The following is a 16,478-nucleotide window of genomic DNA, read 5'->3' on the forward strand; positions in this document are numbered from 1 at the left end:
GTGAGCTGCGGCTTCCGCGGGCCCGCCAAACAAGTGTCCTTGGCGGGCCCCAACACCCTCTAGGTTCGGCTTGTGGGTGGGTTCTGGGGGGTCGAGAGGTTTGCGGATACGGTGCGGCCGGCGCGGGAAGTGCGCGCCGGGCCGGCCGCGCGGTCCGATGCCGAGTTGCTGGCCGCGCATGTGGCCGGGGACCGCTACGCCTTCGAGGAGCTGGTCCACCGCCACCACCGGCAGCTGCGCCGGCTGGCCTATCTCACCAGCCACCATCACGACGACGCCGACGACGCGGTGCAGGACGCGCTGCTCTCGGCGCACCGCACCGCGGCATCGTTCCGCTACGACTCGGCGGTCAGCAGCTGGCTGTACCGCATCGTGGTGAACGCCTGCCTGGATCGGGTGCGCCGGGCCAAACACCAGCCCGCCCCGACCGGCTACGACGAGGCCGCCGGCCTGGCCCAGCTCCGCGATCCGGTCGGTGACCCCGCCACCCGCGTCGACACCGCGATCATGGTGGAACGGGCGCTGCTGAGGCTGCCGGTCGAACAGCGGGCCGCCGTGGTGGCCGTCGACATGCAGGGCTATTCGGTGGCCGAGACGGCCCGTCTGCTCGGCGTCGCCGAGGGCACCGTGAAGAGCCGATGCGCCAGAGCCAGGACCAAACTGGCCAGGTCACTGCGATATTTTGAGGGTGATGACAGCCAGCACACCCCGAGTACCGCCGGACGGGCCGATCGGCCCTGAGCTGCTGGCCGATCTGCAGGCCGGGTTACTCGACGACGCCACGGCGGCGCGGCTGCGCCGCCGGGTCCGCACCGACCCCGAGGCCGCCGCCACCCTGGCCGGCCTGGACCGGGTCCGGCGCGATCTGGCCACCCTTGGCAGCGACACCGAATCGGCCGAGCCGGTGCCGGCCGAGGTCAGTGCCAGGGTGAGCGCGGCCCTGCGGGCCGCAGGCACCGCCCGCCCGGACCGCCCCGCGGCGCCACGCTGGCGGTTGTTCGGGGCGATCGCCGGCGGGTGCGCGGCGGTGCTGTTGGCCGGGCTGGGTGCCGGCATGCTGATGCGGACACCCGGTCCGGTGCCCTCGGGCCCGACCAGCCTGGGCCGGATCACCGCATCGCCGGTACCGACCGACCTCGGCCTGCCCGAGCCGCAGCTTCTCGAGCTGCTGGCGGCCCGACCTGATTACGGGCCGCTCAGCGACCCGCAGCGGCGTACGGCCTGCCTGACCGGCCTCGGCTACCCGTCCGGCGTTCGGATACTGGGAGCGCGGCCGCTGGACGTCCGGGACAGGCACGGTGTGCTGATGCTGCTGCCCACGGACACGCCCGGCGGGATCACCGGCCTGGTGGTGCCGGACGGTTGCGGGTCCGGCAACAACGCGCCGCTGGCCCGCACCGTCCTGCGGCGGCCGTAATCTGTCCCACCCGGCGCGCCGGGAACAGTGCGGCTTACGCTGGCGTTGCTAGGCGTACTGCTCCTGACCCGGCAGAAAGGTCCAAATGTCCACCTCACCGACCGTTCACGACGTCATCATCATCGGTTCGGGCCCCGCCGGCTACACCGCGGCGGTCTACGCCGCGCGCGCCCAGCTCAAGCCGCTGGTCTTCGAAGGCACTCAGTTCGGTGGTGCGCTGATGACCACCACCGAGGTGGAGAACTACCCCGGGTTCCGGGAAGGCATCACCGGCCCCGAGCTGATGGACGAGATGCGCGAGCAGGCCCTGCGCTTCGGCGCCGACCTGCGGATGGAGGATGTCGACGCGGTACAGCTCGACGGCCCGGTGAAATCGGTCACGGTCGGCGATGAGACCCATCAGGCCCGCTCGATCATCCTGGCCATGGGCGCCGCGGCCCGCCACCTCGGCGTGCCCGGCGAGGAGGCCCTGACCGGCATGGGCGTGAGCACCTGCGCCACCTGCGACGGCTTCTTCTTCCGCGACGAGGACATCGTGGTGGTCGGCGGTGGCGACTCGGCCATGGAGGAGGCCACCTTCCTCACCCGGTTCGCCCGCAGTGTGACCCTGATCCACCGTCGCGACGAGTTCCGGGCGTCCAAGATCATGCTGGAGCGGGCCCGCGCCAACGAGAAGATCACCTTCCTGACCAACACCGAGATCACCGAGGTCGAGGGTGATCCGAAGGTGACCGGGGTGCGGCTGCGCGACACCGTCACCGGCGAGGAATCCAAGCTCGCGGTTACCGGCGTGTTCGTCGCGATCGGCCACGACCCCCGCTCCGAATTGGTGCGCGGGCAGGTCGAGCTCGACGACGAGGGCTATGTGCAGGTGGTCGGCCGCAGCACCGCCACTTCACTCGAAGGTGTCTTCGCCGCAGGCGATCTCGTCGACCACACCTACCGCCAGGCCGTCACCGCGGCAGGCACCGGATGTTCGGCGGCGATCGACAGCGAGCGTTGGCTCGCCGAAAACGCTTGACCAACCGTATTTTTCGAGTTGACAGGAGAGGTTCCCATGAGTGAGGGCAGCGCTACCGTAGCGGTCACCGACGATTCGTTCTCCAATGACGTCCTGACCAGCAGCACCCCTGTGCTGGTGGACTTTTGGGCCACCTGGTGCGGCCCGTGCAAGATGGTCGCACCGGTCCTGGAGGAGATCGCCGCCGAGAAGGCCGGTGTGCTCACCGTGGCCAAGCTCGACGTGGACGCCAACCCGGGCACGGCACGCGATTTCCAGGTGGTGTCGATCCCGACGCTGATCTTGTTCAAGGACGGCGCACCGGTGAAGCGGATCGTCGGCGCCAAGGGTAAGGCCGCGCTGCTGCGCGAGCTGTCCGACGCGCTCTGACCCCACCCTGGGCGCCACCCGGAGCCGCCTGGCGTTTTCCGGATTCGGGCCGGAATCTGAGACAATGGTCGACGAGCTAGTCCGGCAGAACGCCGGCGACCAGCCTGGAGGGGCCCGTATGTCGAGTCTGCGTCGCGGTGATCGTGGGGGTGCGGTCACCGAGATTCGGGCAGCACTTGCCGCGCTCGGACTCGTCGACAGTCCCGACGCCGATCTGAACACCGGTCGCCACGTGGCGCTCGATGCCTTCGACAACGAACTGGACCAGGCCGTGCGGGCCTTCCAGCAGCGGCGTGGGCTGCTCGTCGACGGCATCGTCGGCGAGGCCACCTACCGGGCGCTGCGCGAGGCCTCCTACCGGCTCGGGGCCCGTACCCTGGCCCACCAGTTCGGCGCGCCCATGTACGGCGACGACGTCGCCACATTGCAGGCGCGGCTGCAGGATCTGGGGTTCTACACCGGCATGGTCGACGGACACTTCGGCCTGCAGACCCACAACGGCCTGTCCTCCTATCAGCGGGAGTACGGGCTGTACCCGGACGGTATCTGCGGGCCGGAAACCCTGCGCTCGCTGTACTTCCTGGGGTCGCGCGTGACCGGTGGGTCGCCCCATGCGATCCGCGAGGAGGAGATGGTGCGCCGCTCCGGGCCACGGTTGTCCGGTAAGCGCGTCATCATCGATCCGGGCCGCGGCGGCGCCGACCACGGGCTGATCATGCACGGCCCGGACGGACCGATCAGCGAAGCAGACATCCTGTGGGACTTGGCAAGCCGACTCGAGGGACGCATGACCGCGATCGGCATGGACACCTTCACCTCCCGCCCGCCCAACCACAGCCCGTCCGACGCCGAGCGGGCGGGCACCGCCAACACCGTGGGCGCCGACCTGATGATCAGCCTGCGCTGCACCACCCAGTCCAGCCCGTCGGCCAATGGGGTGGCCTCGTTCCACTTCGGTAACTCGCACGGTTCGGTGTCCACCATCGGCCGCAATCTCGCCGATTTCATCCAGCGTGAAGTGGTCGCGCGCACCGGTTTACGGGACTGCCGTACCCACGGCCGCACCTGGGATCTGCTGCGTCTGACCCGGATGCCGACGGTCCAGGTCGACGTCGGCTACATCACCAACCCGCACGACCGCAGTCTGCTGGTGTCCACCCAGGCCCGTGACGCCATCGCCGAGGGTATCCTGGCCGCGGTCAAGCGGCTCTATCTGCTGGGCAAGAACGACCGTCCCACCGGTACTTTCACCTTCGCCGAGCTGTTGGCCCATGAATTGTCGGTCGAGCAGGCAGGCCGCGGCGCCTGATCCGCTGCCGCCACCCAGTCTGTTTCTGGGACAACGGTATTCACTATCCCGTCGGATCCCCGGACTTTCACCGCGACGTGGAAGCACCGACCGGGAGCTCGAGCCGAACGTTCTCCAGCAGCCGTTCCAGCGCGGCCTCGACTTCGGCCTTCCAACCCAGCCCCTTGTCGAGCTCGAGGCGCAGCCGCGGGAAATACGGGTGCGGTGCCTCCACGGTGAACCCCATCTCCTGCAGGGCGGCCGCATCGATCATGCACTGATCGACCGCGCAGTCCCCCAGCACCGCCACCACCGGGGCGAGTTCGTCCGGTAACGAGCTGCAGTCGCCCAATTCGGCGACCGCAGCGGTGTACCCGAAGGCCTCCAACGCCCGCACCCCTCGGCGAACCAGATCCCCCACCACCGCGGCGAGCAGATCTGCCGGGCGGACCTCACCGCCCGCGGCGGTTTCCACGGTGATCGCCGTCAGCAGGATCGCATCGGCGCTGACGGGTGCGGTGGGAAAGAGCCGGGCCCGGGGTACCGCACCCGGCGGTGCGTAGAACGCATAGCCGAGGCACGATTCGTCACCGGTGAGCGGCCGGGCGAACTCGCCCCGATGATCGGCCGGTGTCGAGACGGCCAACTGGCCGCAGGCGCCCCACTCCAGCATCACCATGGAGAGCCAGGCCTCCTTCTCGAACTCGGGATCGGCGAGGTGATCGTCGCCGCCGAGGGTGGACGGGTCGACCTCCCAGAACACACATCGCCGCGCATGCTTGGGCAACTGCTCGAATCCCTCGAGCCGAAGCGGCGTGATACATGCTGACACTAGACTCCCCGAGTTCCACACGGTGTTGGTGTGCGCGGTTGTCCTTCAAGGATAGGAGAGCCGACGCCGACCGGCCCAGTCCATCCGCAAAACCGCACCGATGCGCGCTCATCTGCCGAAAAGCCCTGCTGCACAAGAATATTGCCGATATCGCCCGGTGCAGACCCCGACCCGGACGGCTCAGGTGTCACAGTGACGGAACGCCCGTGTGTGGTAGATCGTCGCTTTTCACTGGTCTTGGGCGCTCATCAGGTCGACGATCCGCTGCAGATCGTCCACCGACCCGAACTCGACCACGATCTTGCCCTTGCGTTTGCCAAGGCTCACGGTGACGCGAGTATCGAAGGCCGTCGAGAGCCGCTCGGCAACGTCCTGCAGGCCCGGCATCTGGATCGGCTTGCGCCGGGGGGCCGGTGCGGCCTTGTCGTCGCGGTTGGCCAGCGTCACGGCCTCCTCGGTCGCCCGCACCGACAGGCCCTCGGCCACGATCCGGGCCGCCAACTCCTCCTGTTGTTCGGGGCCACCCTCCAGGGACAGCAACGCGCGTGCATGTCCGGCCGACAACACACCCGCGGCGACCCGGCGCTGCACCGCGATCGGCAGGCGCAGCAGCCGGATCATGTTGGAGATCAGCGGACGGGACCGGCCGATCCGCGCGGCCAGTTCATCGTGGGTGACGCCGAACTCGTCGAGCAGCTGTTGGTAGGCGGCGGCCTCTTCCAACGGGTTGAGCTGCACCCGGTGAATGTTCTCCAGCAGGGCGTCGCGCAGCATGCTGTCGTCGGCGGTCTCGCGGACGATGGCCGGGATGGCGGCCAACCCCGCCTCCTGCGCCGCGCGCCAGCGACGCTCCCCCATGACCAGCTGGTAGCGGGCCGCACCGTCGCTCGGCAGGGCGCGCACGACGATCGGCTGCATGAGCCCGAACTCGCGGATGGAGTGCACGAGTTCACTCAGCGCCTCCTCGTCGAACACCTGGCGGGGCTGACGCGGGTTGGGCTCGATCGAGCCCGGATCGATCTCCCGGTAGGTCGCACCGACATCGTTCGATTCGGTGGATTGCTCAGCCGGTGCCGGCGGCGCTCCCAACAGAACGTCGGCCGCGGTATCCCCCATACGCGGGCTGATGCCGGCGTGGTCACCGTCGCCTTCGCCGTCGGCCGGTCCGGTCGGGATGAGGGAGGCCAGTCCCCTGCCGAGGCCGCTCCGCTTGCGCGCCGCCTGATTCATGCTCGTCTCCTAGCCATCCGCCTACCGTTCCTATCCACCATGCACCCGTGCCCGGTTACCGACGTCGCGGCGGCGCGCCGCGCTCGGCGATCTCACGGCTCGCATCGAGATAGCTCAGTGCTCCACGTGAACCCGGGTCATAGTCGAGGATCGTCATTCCGTAACCGGGCGCCTCGGACACCTTCACACTCCTGGGAATGACGGTCCGCAGGACCTTATCGCCGAAATGGTCCCGGACGTCTTCGGCGACCTGATCCGCAAGCTTGGTTCGCCCGTCGTACATGGTCAGTATCACCGTCGACACCGACAGATCCGGGTTGAGGTGTGACTTGACCATCTCGATGTTGCGCAGCAACTGGCCCACACCTTCCAACGCGTAGTACTCGCATTGGATGGGGATCAGCACCTCGGGCGCGGCGACCAACGCATTGATGGTCAGCAGGCCCAGCGATGGCGGGCAGTCGATGAAGACGTAGTCGAAGTTGTGATTCTTCAGTTCGGCCAGCGCCGTCCGCAGCCGGCCTTCGCGGGCCACCATGCTTACCAACTCGATCTCGGCACCGGCCAGGTCGATCGTCGCGGGGATGCAGAACAGTCGGTCGCTGTGCGGACTCTGCTGCAGCGCGTCCTCGACCGAGATCTCCCCGATGAGGACCTCGTACGAGGACGGGGTGCCGGGACGATGCTCGATGCTCAGCGCCGTACTGGCATTGCCCTGCGGATCGAGATCGATCACCAGAATGCGCAGCCCCTGCAGCGCCATCGCGGCCGCGACGTTGACCGCGGTGGTCGTCTTCCCCACCCCGCCCTTCTGATTGGCGATGGTGAACACGCGCTGGCGTTCGGGTTGCGGCAGGTGTCCCTGGCGGGTGTGCAGCACCCGGGTCGCCTGCTCGGCCTCGGCCGCGATCGGGGTGTCCATACCGGTGTCCGTCGTCCATGACGACTGGCTGGCGTCCTGCCATGTTTCACGTGAAACATCCGGCTTGCTGGACGAGGGTGCCCCCTCATCAAGACCCGAACTCATCCTTGTCTCCTGCCCGTTCTTCTCCCCGATCCCGGGGTCTTGCTTCCCACCTGCCGGCTGCGCGCCGGACCGGACGTCCCCCGCCGCGCGGCGACGACGGTTGCGGGTGGGCTCAAATAGTTCGCGCCACATCTGACCACCCTGGCACCCACCGCGCCCAAGGAAGCCATCACACGCCGATGCTCCTCGATCTCGGCCGCCGCCCGCTCACCTTTGATGGCCAACATCCGGCCACCGGTCCGCAGCAGCGGCATGCTCCACCGAGTCAACTTGTCCAGTGATGCCACGGCACGCGACGTCACCACGTCCAGCTCCCCCACGCGATCGCGGACCTCCCCGTCTTCGGCCCGGCCCCGCACCACGGTCGCGTCCAGATCCAATTCCGCGATCGTCTCCAGAAGAAACTCACTGCGCCGCAGCAGAGGCTCGACCAGAATCACCCGAAGGTCGGGCCGGGCCAACGCCAACGGTATCCCGGGCAGGCCGGATCCGCTGCCGATGTCGGCTACCCGCTCCCCCGGTTCGATCAGCTCCGCCAGTGCCGAACTGTTGAGGATGTGCCGCTCCCAAAGCCGGTCCACCTCCCGGGGCCCCAGTAGTCCTCGCTCCACTCCCGCGCCCGCGAGGATCTCCGCGTACCGCTGGGCGGCTGCCCACCGCTCCCCGAAAACACCCGCGGCCCCGTCGGGTGCCGCGGGAATCGGTCCATGTTTCACGTGAAACATCCTCCGGACTCCGGCGTCCCCAACGGGGCCGCGTCAAGAACTACATCGATGTAACTAGAGGGTCAGTCCGGCAGGACCACCACGCGGCGGGACGGCTCGACGCCCTCGCTCTCGCTGCGGACCCCGTCCACCGCCGCCACCGCGTCGTGCACGATCTTGCGCTCGAACGGGGTCATCGGTGCCAGCTCCTCACGGTCACCCGACTCCAGCACCCGCCGCGCCACCTTATCGCCCAGCGCCGCCAACTCGTCGCGCCGACGGCGACGCCACCGGGCGATGTCGAGCATCAGCCGACTGCGCTCACCGGTCTTCTGATGCACCGCCAGCCGCGTCAACTCCTGCAACGCGTCGAGCACCTCACCCTTGCGGCCCACCAACTTGCTCAGGTCTCCGCCTCCGTCGATGCTCACGACCGCGCGGTCGCCCTCCACATCGAGATCGATGTCGCCGTCGAAGTCCAACAGGTCGAGCAGCTCCTCCAGATAGTCGCCGGCGATCTCGCCCTCGGCGACCAACCGCTCCTCCAGATCTTCCTCGCCGTCCGACTCCGACCCGGTGTTCTCCTCGGCTTCGGTAGTCTCCTCGAGCTCGGTGGTCGGCTCGGTGGTGGTCTGTGCGTCCGTCATATCCGTGTTCTCCCTACTAGTGCCAGCCGGAACTGGTCAACGTTTCCGCTTCTTCGGCCGGGCACCCGGCTTCGGCGTTCGGCCCACACTCGCCGTGCCCGCCGTACCCGTGGCGCCCTGCTTTCCATTGCTCTTCCCGTCGCCGTCGCCGGGCTCCTCGGCCGCCTCAGCGACCTCCACCGCGTCGGCCTCGCCCCCGCCGGACTCGTCGGCCGTCTCGGCTTTGGCCTTGCGGGCCCGGTTCGGCTTGGCTCCCGGCGCGGGCGCATTGGCCGCCCGGCGCTCCAGCGCCTCCGCTTTCTTGGCTTCCTCTTCCTTCTCGATCTTGCCGAACACGTAGTGCTGCTGACCGAAGGTCCAGATGTTGTTGGCGAGCCAGTACATGATGATCGCCAGGGGAAGGAAGGGCCCGCCGGCCACAACGCCGAACGGGAAGACGTACAGCGCCAGTTTGTTCATCATCGCGGTCTGCGGATTGGAGGCCGCTTCCACGCTCTGCCGTGCCACCGACGCCCGGCTGTTGAAGTACGTCGCCACGCCGGCCAGGATCATGATCGGCACACCGACAGCGATCACCGACGCCCGGTTGAATTCGGTGAAGGCGTCCAGACCGGTCTTCTGGATCATGGTGGCGCCGAGGGGCGCACCGAACAGGTGCGCATCGAGGAAGTGTGCGACGTCGGACGGGCTGAACACGTAGTTACCCGTGGCCCGGTTCTGCTCGACGGTCAGCTGGATCTGCCCGAACCCGCCCTGCGTCCTGTTGAACGACCGCAGCACGTGAAACAGACCGAGGAACACCGGCACCTGGGCGAGCATCGGCAGGCACCCGAGGATCGGGTTGAACCCGTGCTCCTTCTGCAGCTTCTGCATCTCCAGGGCCATCCGCTGACGGTCCTTGCCGTACTTCTTCTGCAGCGCCTTGATCTGTGGCTGCAGCTCCTGCATCTGCCGGGTGGTGCGGATCTGCCGGACGAACGGCTTGTACAGAATCGCGCGAAGGGTGAACACCAGGAACATCACCGACAGTGCCCAGGCGAAGAAGTTGGACGGGCCCAACAAGAACGCGAACGCCTTGTACCAGACCCACATGATCGCCGACACCGGGTAATAGATGATGTCGAGGCTGAACCAATTAAACACGCGACTTGCTCTCCCCTCGTTGTGCCGGGACGTCCCGGACAAGGTTCTCGGCGCCAGCTGCCTCACCGGACACACAGCGGTCATGGACGGGCTCATGAACGTGGGGGTGGCGCTCCGGTATCGGGTCCCATCCTCCCTGATGCCACGGACCGCACTTCAGCAGCCGGACGGTGGACAGCCAGCCACCCCGCACCAGCCCGTACTCGGTGAGCGCATCGACCGCGTACTGGCTACAGGTGGGGGTGAATCGGCAGGTGGGAAGCCGCAGCGGCGAGACCGTGTGGCGGTACAGCTGAATCAGATAGATCAACCCTCGAGCCACGCCGGCACCCGCCCGCCGAATCATGGGGACGTCCCGCGCCGTGTGTCCACCCGCTCAAGTGCCTGGCGCAACTGGTGGCCCAGCCGCGGCGAGACCGCGTCACGGCAACCGGGACGGGCCCGGATCACCACCCGGTCGGTGGGCTCGAGATGGGACAGCACGGTGCGTGCGGCGTGCCGGAGCCGCCGCGAAACCCGGTGACGCTCGACGGCATTGCCGACGGACTTGGACACGATCAGACCGATCCGCGGGCCACTGTCATCGAGTCGATCCCGCAACGCGTGCACCACGACATCCGGTTGGACGACGCGTACGCCGCGGCTGACTGTGGCACTGAACTCCGCGGACCGCCTCATCCGGAACTGAGCCGGGAGCACCGCGCTAGATCCTGCCCGAAAGCACGCAGTGTCACGCAGTGAGCGCGCGACGGCCCTTGCTACGCCGGTTGGCGACGATGGCGCGGCCGGCGCGGGTGCGCATCCGCAGCCGGAACCCATGCACCCGCGCGCGACGGCGGTTGTTGGGCTGGAACGTCCGCTTGCCCTTGGCCACGGCAATCTCTCCTTGTTTCGTCTGGCAACCGCGAACACCCGCACTCTCGTGTCGGTAAGAACGCGACCGCCGCTACTAAGCTTCGTCGTGCTTTACTAACCGGCGCGGTCTCCGAGAATCCCGGGTCGCAGCCGTATCGCCACGTGCGGGCGACTGCTCGAGGGTACTGACGAGAATTCCCTGGGTCAAACCTCAGGTCGGGCGGTGCTCAGATCCCGTATGGATGTTGCAGAACTGTTGGCACGACGACGGAAAACTGTTAGCTTCTGGCAATGCCGTTCCGCGCCCGGTCCGGCCCCAGACAATGAAACGAGGATGTCGCCAAGCCGCCCACCGCGCAGCATGTGGCCAACCCCCGGCCACGACATCCTCGCAAGAGACGAAGAGCGACGACGATTGTCCTTTCTCCACAGGCTGTGGATAAATATGTGGACAGTTCGTCATCGTTCTTTTGGTCGTCCACGGGTCGACCCACAGCGCTATATCACCTTGAAGGGGGTAACCGTCGGTGACCGCTGACCCCGACCCACCCTTCGTCTCCGTATGGAACAGCGTCGTCGCCGAACTCAACGGCGACACCGAATCCAGCGACCCGTCGCTGCCCGCGCTGACCCCACAGCAAAGGGCCTGGCTCAAGCTTGTCAAACCGCTGGTGATCGCCGAGGGGTTTGCTCTCCTGTCGGTTCCCACCCCGTTCGTCCAGAACGAGATCGAACGTCATCTTCGCGAGCCGATCGTGACCGTGCTCAGCCGGAAACTCGGCCAGCGGGTCGAGCTCGGCGTCCGGATCGCCACCCCGCCGGACGACCCGGAGGACGGCGGTCCCGACACCGTCCCGGATCCGGATCCGCCGGCCGCCGACACCGACCCCCACGACGGCGACCCCGGCCCGCGGGCCCTGGCCGAGGACGGCTGGCCGACCTACTTCAGCAGTCCGCAGCCCGACCCCACCCTGGCCGACGACAACGCGGTCAGCCTCAACCGCCGCTACACGTTCGACACCTTCGTGATCGGTGCCTCCAACCGGTTCGCGCACGCCGCCACCCTCGCCATCGCCGAGGCACCGGCCCGGGCCTACAACCCGCTGTTCATCTGGGGCGAGTCCGGTCTGGGCAAGACCCATCTGCTGCACGCGGCCGGAAACTATGCGCAGCGGCTCTTCCCGGGGATGCGGGTCAAGTACGTCTCCACCGAGGAATTCACCAACGACTTCATCAACTCGCTGCGCGACGACCGCAAGGCGTCGTTCAAGCGCAGCTACCGCGACATCGACATCCTGCTGGTCGACGACATCCAGTTCATCGAGGGCAAGGAAGGTATCCAGGAGGAGTTCTTCCACACCTTCAACACCCTGCACAACGCGAACAAGCAGATCGTCATCTCCTCCGACCGGCCACCCAAACAGCTGGCCACCCTCGAGGATCGGCTGCGGACCCGGTTCGAGTGGGGCCTGATCACCGATGTGCAGCCGCCCGAACTGGAGACCCGGATCGCGATCCTGCGCAAGAAGGCGCAGATGGACCGCCTCGACGTGCCCGGTGACGTGCTGGAGCTCATCGCCAGCAGCATCGAACGCAATATCCGTGAGCTCGAGGGCGCGCTGATCCGGGTCACCGCGTTCGCCTCGCTGAACAAGACCCGCATCGACAAGTCCCTGGCCGAGGTGGTGCTGCGCGATCTGATCGCCGACGCCACCACGATGCAGATCAGCACCGCGGCCATCATGGCGGCGACCGCCGAGTATTTCGAGACCACGGTCGAGGAACTCCGCGGGCCCGGTAAGACCAGGGCACTGGCCCAGTCCCGGCAGATCGCGATGTACCTGTGCCGCGAGCTCACCGATCTCTCGCTACCCAAGATCGGCCAGGCCTTCGGCCGCGATCACACCACGGTCATGTACGCCGAGAAGAAGATTCGCGGCGAAATGGCCGAGCGCCGTGAGGTCTTCGATCATGTCAAGGAACTCACCACCCGGATCCGTCAGCGCGCGAAGCGCTGAGTCCTCGGCCCCGCCCGCCGGCCGCCTGCCGGGCGCGATTCGTCCCACATCTCGTCCCACATCGTGGTCCGCTGACCCCGCGGGGCAGAAAATCTTCGAACAACTTTCGTCCCATTCGTGTCGTTTCGTCACGGCCGAGCCCTGTGGACACTGCTGTGCACAACCTGCGGACGAACTACAGGATGAACGGGCGATCCATCCACACGGCCGAGGTTGTCCACATCGCTCCCCCTGCCGGGGCGCCGGTCTGCACAGTCCACTCACACCCCGACACGCCGTCACCGCTGGGTAAACGCCCCTTCATCCCCAGTTTCCACAGCGCCTAATACTGTTACTCAAATATCTCTTTAGGATTCTCTTTAGAAGAAGCACCTTGGGAATACCCGATCCACCGGGCACGCCGGGTGCCCATCGAACGCCGATGTCACCCCGCTCGATTAGCTTTCAAGTTGATGCGGAAAGCTCTACGGTGGTTCATCGACGGCGATAACCGGCGGTGTCATTCGGCTTCTGGCTACATGACGCCGCCCGTTGGAGCTCATTGCGGGGATTATCGAAGGGGCGCATAGGACGTGGCGACGACGACGGCTGGGCTGACCGACCTGAAGTTTCGCGTGGTACGCGAGGACTTCGCGGATGCGGTGGCCTGGGTGGCCCGTAACCTGCCCACCCGGCCGACCATCCCGGTGCTGGCCGGCGTGCTGCTGACCGGCACCGATGACGGCCTGACGATCTCGGGTTTCGACTACGAGGTGTCCGCAGAGGTTCGGGTGAGTGCCGAGATCGCTTCCGCCGGAAGCGTTTTGGTGTCAGGACGGCTGCTCTCCGATATCACCAGGGCACTCCCGGCGAAACCCGTCGAGGTCAGCGTCGAAGGCACCAGGGTCGCACTGACCTGCGGCAGCGCCCGCTTCTCACTGCCCACCCTGGCCGTCGAGGACTATCCCACGCTGCCCGCCCTGCCCGAGGAGACCGGTGTGGTCTCCTCCGATCTGTTCGCCGAGGCGATCGGCCAGGTGGCGGTCGCGGCCGGCCGCGATGACACGCTGCCCATGCTGACCGGTATCCGGGTCGAGATCTCCGGCGAGACGGTGGTTTTGGCCGCGACCGACCGGTTCCGGCTGGCCGTACGGGAGCTCACCTGGGAGACCAGCGCGGGCGAGGTGGAGGCCGCGGTGCTGGTACCGGCCAAGACCCTGGCCGAGGCGGCCAAGGCCGGAACGGACGGCACGCAGGTCCATCTGGCGTTGGGCTCAGGACCCGCGGTCGGTAAGGACGGCCTGCTGGGGATCCGCAGCGAGGGTAAGCGCAGCACCACCCGCCTGCTCGACGCCGAGTTCCCCAAGTTCCGTCAGCTGCTGCCCAGTGAGCACACCGGGGTGGCCAGCATCGGCGTGGCCGAGCTCACCGAGGCGATCAAACGTGTCGCGCTGGTCGCCGACCGTGGCGCCCAGATCCGGATGGAGTTCGGCGAGGATGTGCTCAAGCTGTCGGCCGGCGCCGACGACGTCGGGCGCGCCGAGGAGGACCTCCCGGTGCAATTCGCCGGTGAACCCCTCACCATCGCATTCAACCCGACATATCTGACCGATGGGCTGGGGTCGTTGCATTCCGAACGTGTGACATTCGGTTTCACGACACCGAGCCGTCCAGCGGTGTTGCGTCCGGCGGGCGAGGATGATGGGACGGGCGGTGGTTCGGGTCCGTTCCCGGCCGCCCAAACCGATTACGTCTATCTGTTGATGCCGGTGCGGCTCCCTGGCTGACCGGCGCGGGTGAAAGAGGGCGCACATGCAACTGGGGTTGGTCGGCCTCGGCAAGATGGGGTTCAACATGCGCGAACGGCTGCGCAAGGGGGACCACGAAGTCATCGGTTACGATCCGCGACCCGAGGTCAGTGACGTCGCGAGCCTCGCCGATCTGGCCGCGGCGCTGCCCACACCACGGGTGGTATGGGTGATGGTGCCGTCGGGCACCATCACCCACGAAACCATCGAGACGCTCGCCGGTGTGCTCAGTGCGGGCGATCTGGTGATCGATGGCGGCAACTCCCGCTACACCGAGGACGGGAAGCACGCAAAACTTTTGGGGGACAAGGGAATCAGGTTCGTCGACGCCGGGGTGTCCGGTGGCGTGTGGGGCCTGACCGAGGGCTACGGGCTGATGGTGGGCGGCAGCGATGAGGATGTCGCCACCGCGATGCCGATCTTCGACACGTTACGCCCGGCCGGAGAACTCGCCGACGGGTTCGTGCACGCGGGCCCGGTCGGTGCCGGGCACTACGCCAAGATGGTGCACAACGGCGTCGAATACGGGCTGATGCACGCCTACGCCGAGGGCTACGAACTGCTGGCCGCCGAGGACCTGATCACCAGCCCCCAGGCCGTCATCCAGGCCTGGAGCAATGGCACCGTGGTGCGGTCCTGGTTGCAGGAACTGCTGGCCAAGGCGCTCAAGGAGGATCCGGGGTTCGACGAGATCACTGGCTACACCGAGGATTCCGGCGAGGGCCGATGGACGGTCGAGGAGGCCATCAACCACCGGGTGCCGATGCCGGTGATCGCCGCGTCGTTGTTCGCCAGGTTCGCCTCCCGCCAGGAGGACTCCCCCACCATGAAGGCCGTCTCGGCGCTGCGGAACCAGTTCGGTGGTCACGCCGTGCAACGGATCAGCGAGTCCGGGTGAGCATGAGGAGCCGATGAGTTGCATGTTCGTCACCTGGGGTTGACCGACTTCCGATCGTGGGCGCGGGTCGAGCTGGAGCTCGAGTCGGGCCGCACCGTGTTCGTCGGGCAGAACGGCTTCGGAAAGACGAACCTCGTTGAAGCCCTGTGGTATTCGGCAACACTGGGCTCACACCGGGTGGGTTCGGACGCCCCGCTGATCCGGGCCGGGGCCGAGCGGGCGATCGTCTCGACCATCGTGGTCAACGAGGGCCGTGAGCTCGCGGTGGATCTCGAGATCACCAGCGGCCGGGCCAACAAGGCCCGGCTGAACCGGTCCCCGGTGCGCAGCGCCCGCGAGATTCTCGGGGCGTTGCGGGCGGTGCTGTTCAGCCCGGAGGACCTGGCACTGGTGCGTGGCGATCCCGGCGAGCGCCGCCGCTACCTCGACGAGTTGGCCACCACCCGCCGACCGGCGATCGCCGGGGTGCGCGCCGACTACGACAAGGTGGTGCGCCAGCGCACCGCACTGCTGAAAACCGCGGCCGGGGCGCGGTATCGGGGAGATCGCAGCGTCCTGGACACCCTCGATGTCTGGGACGGTCACCTGGCCGCTCACGGGGCGGCGTTGATCGCGTCGCGGGTCCGGCTGGTCGAGGAACTGCACCCGGAGGTGCAGAAGGCCTATCAGTTGTTGGCGCCGGCTTCGCGGCCGGCCGCGATCCGGTACCGCAGCAGTGTCGAGGCGATCGAGAATGCGCCGGGCCCGGAGTCGGCCGAGTTCTACGAGGCGGCGCTGCTGGATGCATTGGCCCGCCGACGCGACGCCGAACTCGAGCGCGGCGTGTGTCTGGTCGGTCCGCATCGCGACGATCTCGAGTTGCGGCTAGGCGACCAGCCCGCGAAAGGCTTTGCGAGCCATGGCGAATCATGGTCGATGGCACTGGCGTTGCGGTTGGGCGCCTATGAGTTGTTGCGTTCGGACGGTTCCGATCCGGTGTTGCTGCTCGACGATGTGTTCGCCGAACTCGACACCGCACGGCGGCGGGCTTTGGCGGCGGTGGCCGGTGAGGCCGAACAGGTGCTGGTGACCGCGGCCGTCGCCGAGGACGTCCCCGACGACTGGGATGCGCGGCAGGTGGAGGTCAAGATCGTCGAGGAGGACGACGGGCGGGTCTCGGTGGTCACGGAGCCACTGTGATCAGGTCGATGTCGGCCTTGAGTCGGGCGCGTTTGTCGGGGTCTTGCACCGTATGGGCGAACG

18 protein-coding genes are annotated in these 16,478 nt (G+C 67.4%); 9 read left to right on the forward strand and 9 right to left on the reverse strand.

The window, feature by feature from the left end:
• The first annotated feature begins 111 nt into the window (after positions 1–111).
• The 5 genes from sigM (at position 112) to ACWDTP_RS10105 (ending at position 4,116) form a co-directional block, all read left to right on the forward strand.
• A complete protein-coding gene (gene sigM / locus ACWDTP_RS10085; RefSeq protein ID WP_450019110.1) occupies positions 112–741 on the forward strand; it encodes an RNA polymerase sigma factor SigM in 630 nt (209 codons plus the stop codon).
• Positions 692–1,417, forward strand: coding sequence for a hypothetical protein (locus ACWDTP_RS10090; protein ID WP_450019112.1), 726 nt, complete (start codon positions 692–694; stop codon positions 1,415–1,417). Before sigM ends, ACWDTP_RS10090 begins: the two co-directional genes overlap by 50 nt.
• Positions 1,418–1,502: 85 nt before the next feature.
• On the forward strand, positions 1,503–2,438 hold the full coding sequence (gene trxB, locus ACWDTP_RS10095) for a thioredoxin-disulfide reductase (protein ID WP_450019114.1): 936 nt from the start codon (positions 1,503–1,505) through the stop codon (positions 2,436–2,438).
• 36 nt (positions 2,439–2,474) lie between these two features.
• Entirely contained in the window at positions 2,475–2,807 is a 333-nt protein-coding gene (trxA, locus tag ACWDTP_RS10100; RefSeq protein ID WP_450019116.1) for a thioredoxin, read from the forward strand.
• Positions 2,808–2,925: 118 nt separating this feature from the next.
• The gene (locus ACWDTP_RS10105) at positions 2,926–4,116 is read left to right on the forward strand and encodes a peptidoglycan-binding protein (protein ID WP_450019117.1); all 1,191 of its coding nucleotides are present in this window, start codon (positions 2,926–2,928) and stop codon (positions 4,114–4,116) included.
• 67 nt (positions 4,117–4,183) lie between these two features.
• Here ACWDTP_RS10105 and ACWDTP_RS10110 read toward each other — a convergent pair whose 3' ends face one another.
• From ACWDTP_RS10110 to rpmH, 9 genes are all read right to left on the reverse strand, one after another.
• Positions 4,184–4,927, reverse strand: coding sequence for an acetyltransferase (locus tag ACWDTP_RS10110; RefSeq protein ID WP_450019119.1), 744 nt, complete (start codon positions 4,925–4,927; stop codon positions 4,184–4,186).
• 228 nt (positions 4,928–5,155) lie between these two features.
• Positions 5,156–6,157 (reverse strand): ParB/RepB/Spo0J family partition protein, encoded by a 1,002-nt coding sequence (locus tag ACWDTP_RS10115; protein ID WP_450019121.1) that lies wholly within the window; start codon positions 6,155–6,157, stop codon positions 5,156–5,158.
• A gap of 55 nt (positions 6,158–6,212) precedes the next feature.
• Positions 6,213–7,184 (reverse strand): ParA family protein, encoded by a 972-nt coding sequence (locus ACWDTP_RS10120; RefSeq protein ID WP_450019123.1) that lies wholly within the window; start codon positions 7,182–7,184, stop codon positions 6,213–6,215.
• Complete coding sequence (gene rsmG / locus ACWDTP_RS10125; protein WP_450019125.1) at positions 7,181–7,909, reverse strand: 16S rRNA (guanine(527)-N(7))-methyltransferase RsmG; 729 nt, start codon at positions 7,907–7,909, stop codon at positions 7,181–7,183. Before rsmG ends, ACWDTP_RS10120 begins: the two co-directional genes overlap by 4 nt.
• Before the next feature lie 62 nt (positions 7,910–7,971).
• The gene (locus ACWDTP_RS10130) at positions 7,972–8,535 is read right to left on the reverse strand and encodes a Jag family protein (protein ID WP_450019127.1); all 564 of its coding nucleotides are present in this window, start codon (positions 8,533–8,535) and stop codon (positions 7,972–7,974) included.
• A 36-nt stretch (positions 8,536–8,571) separates the two neighbouring features.
• The gene (gene yidC / locus ACWDTP_RS10135) at positions 8,572–9,627 is read right to left on the reverse strand and encodes a membrane protein insertase YidC (RefSeq protein WP_450019143.1); all 1,056 of its coding nucleotides are present in this window, start codon (positions 9,625–9,627) and stop codon (positions 8,572–8,574) included.
• A gap of 43 nt (positions 9,628–9,670) precedes the next feature.
• A complete protein-coding gene (gene yidD / locus ACWDTP_RS10140) occupies positions 9,671–10,024 on the reverse strand; it encodes a membrane protein insertion efficiency factor YidD (RefSeq protein WP_450019129.1) in 354 nt (117 codons plus the stop codon).
• Positions 10,021–10,377: a ribonuclease P protein component gene (gene rnpA, locus ACWDTP_RS10145; protein WP_450019131.1), complete on the reverse strand. Its 357-nt coding sequence runs from the start codon at positions 10,375–10,377 to the stop codon at positions 10,021–10,023. Before rnpA ends, yidD begins: the two co-directional genes overlap by 4 nt.
• A 31-nt stretch (positions 10,378–10,408) precedes the next feature.
• Entirely contained in the window at positions 10,409–10,552 is a 144-nt protein-coding gene (gene rpmH / locus ACWDTP_RS10150; RefSeq protein ID WP_003898363.1) for a 50S ribosomal protein L34, read from the reverse strand.
• Between the two features lie 508 nt (positions 10,553–11,060).
• On the opposite strand from rpmH, the gene dnaA reads away from it, so the two are divergent.
• From dnaA to recF, 4 genes are all read left to right on the forward strand, one after another.
• A complete protein-coding gene (gene dnaA, locus ACWDTP_RS10155; protein ID WP_450019137.1) occupies positions 11,061–12,551 on the forward strand; it encodes a chromosomal replication initiator protein DnaA in 1,491 nt (496 codons plus the stop codon).
• A gap of 572 nt (positions 12,552–13,123) precedes the next feature.
• Positions 13,124–14,317: a DNA polymerase III subunit beta gene (gene dnaN / locus ACWDTP_RS10160; RefSeq protein WP_450019138.1), complete on the forward strand. Its 1,194-nt coding sequence runs from the start codon at positions 13,124–13,126 to the stop codon at positions 14,315–14,317.
• A 25-nt stretch (positions 14,318–14,342) separates the two neighbouring features.
• A complete protein-coding gene (gene gnd / locus ACWDTP_RS10165) occupies positions 14,343–15,236 on the forward strand; it encodes a phosphogluconate dehydrogenase (NAD(+)-dependent, decarboxylating) (protein WP_450019140.1) in 894 nt (297 codons plus the stop codon).
• An 18-nt stretch (positions 15,237–15,254) separates the two neighbouring features.
• Entirely contained in the window at positions 15,255–16,415 is a 1,161-nt protein-coding gene (gene recF / locus ACWDTP_RS10170) for a DNA replication/repair protein RecF (RefSeq protein ID WP_450019142.1), read from the forward strand.
• Positions 16,416–16,478: the final 63 nt, after the last annotated feature.

It is taken from the genome of Mycobacterium sp. NPDC003449 (assembly GCF_053588415.1).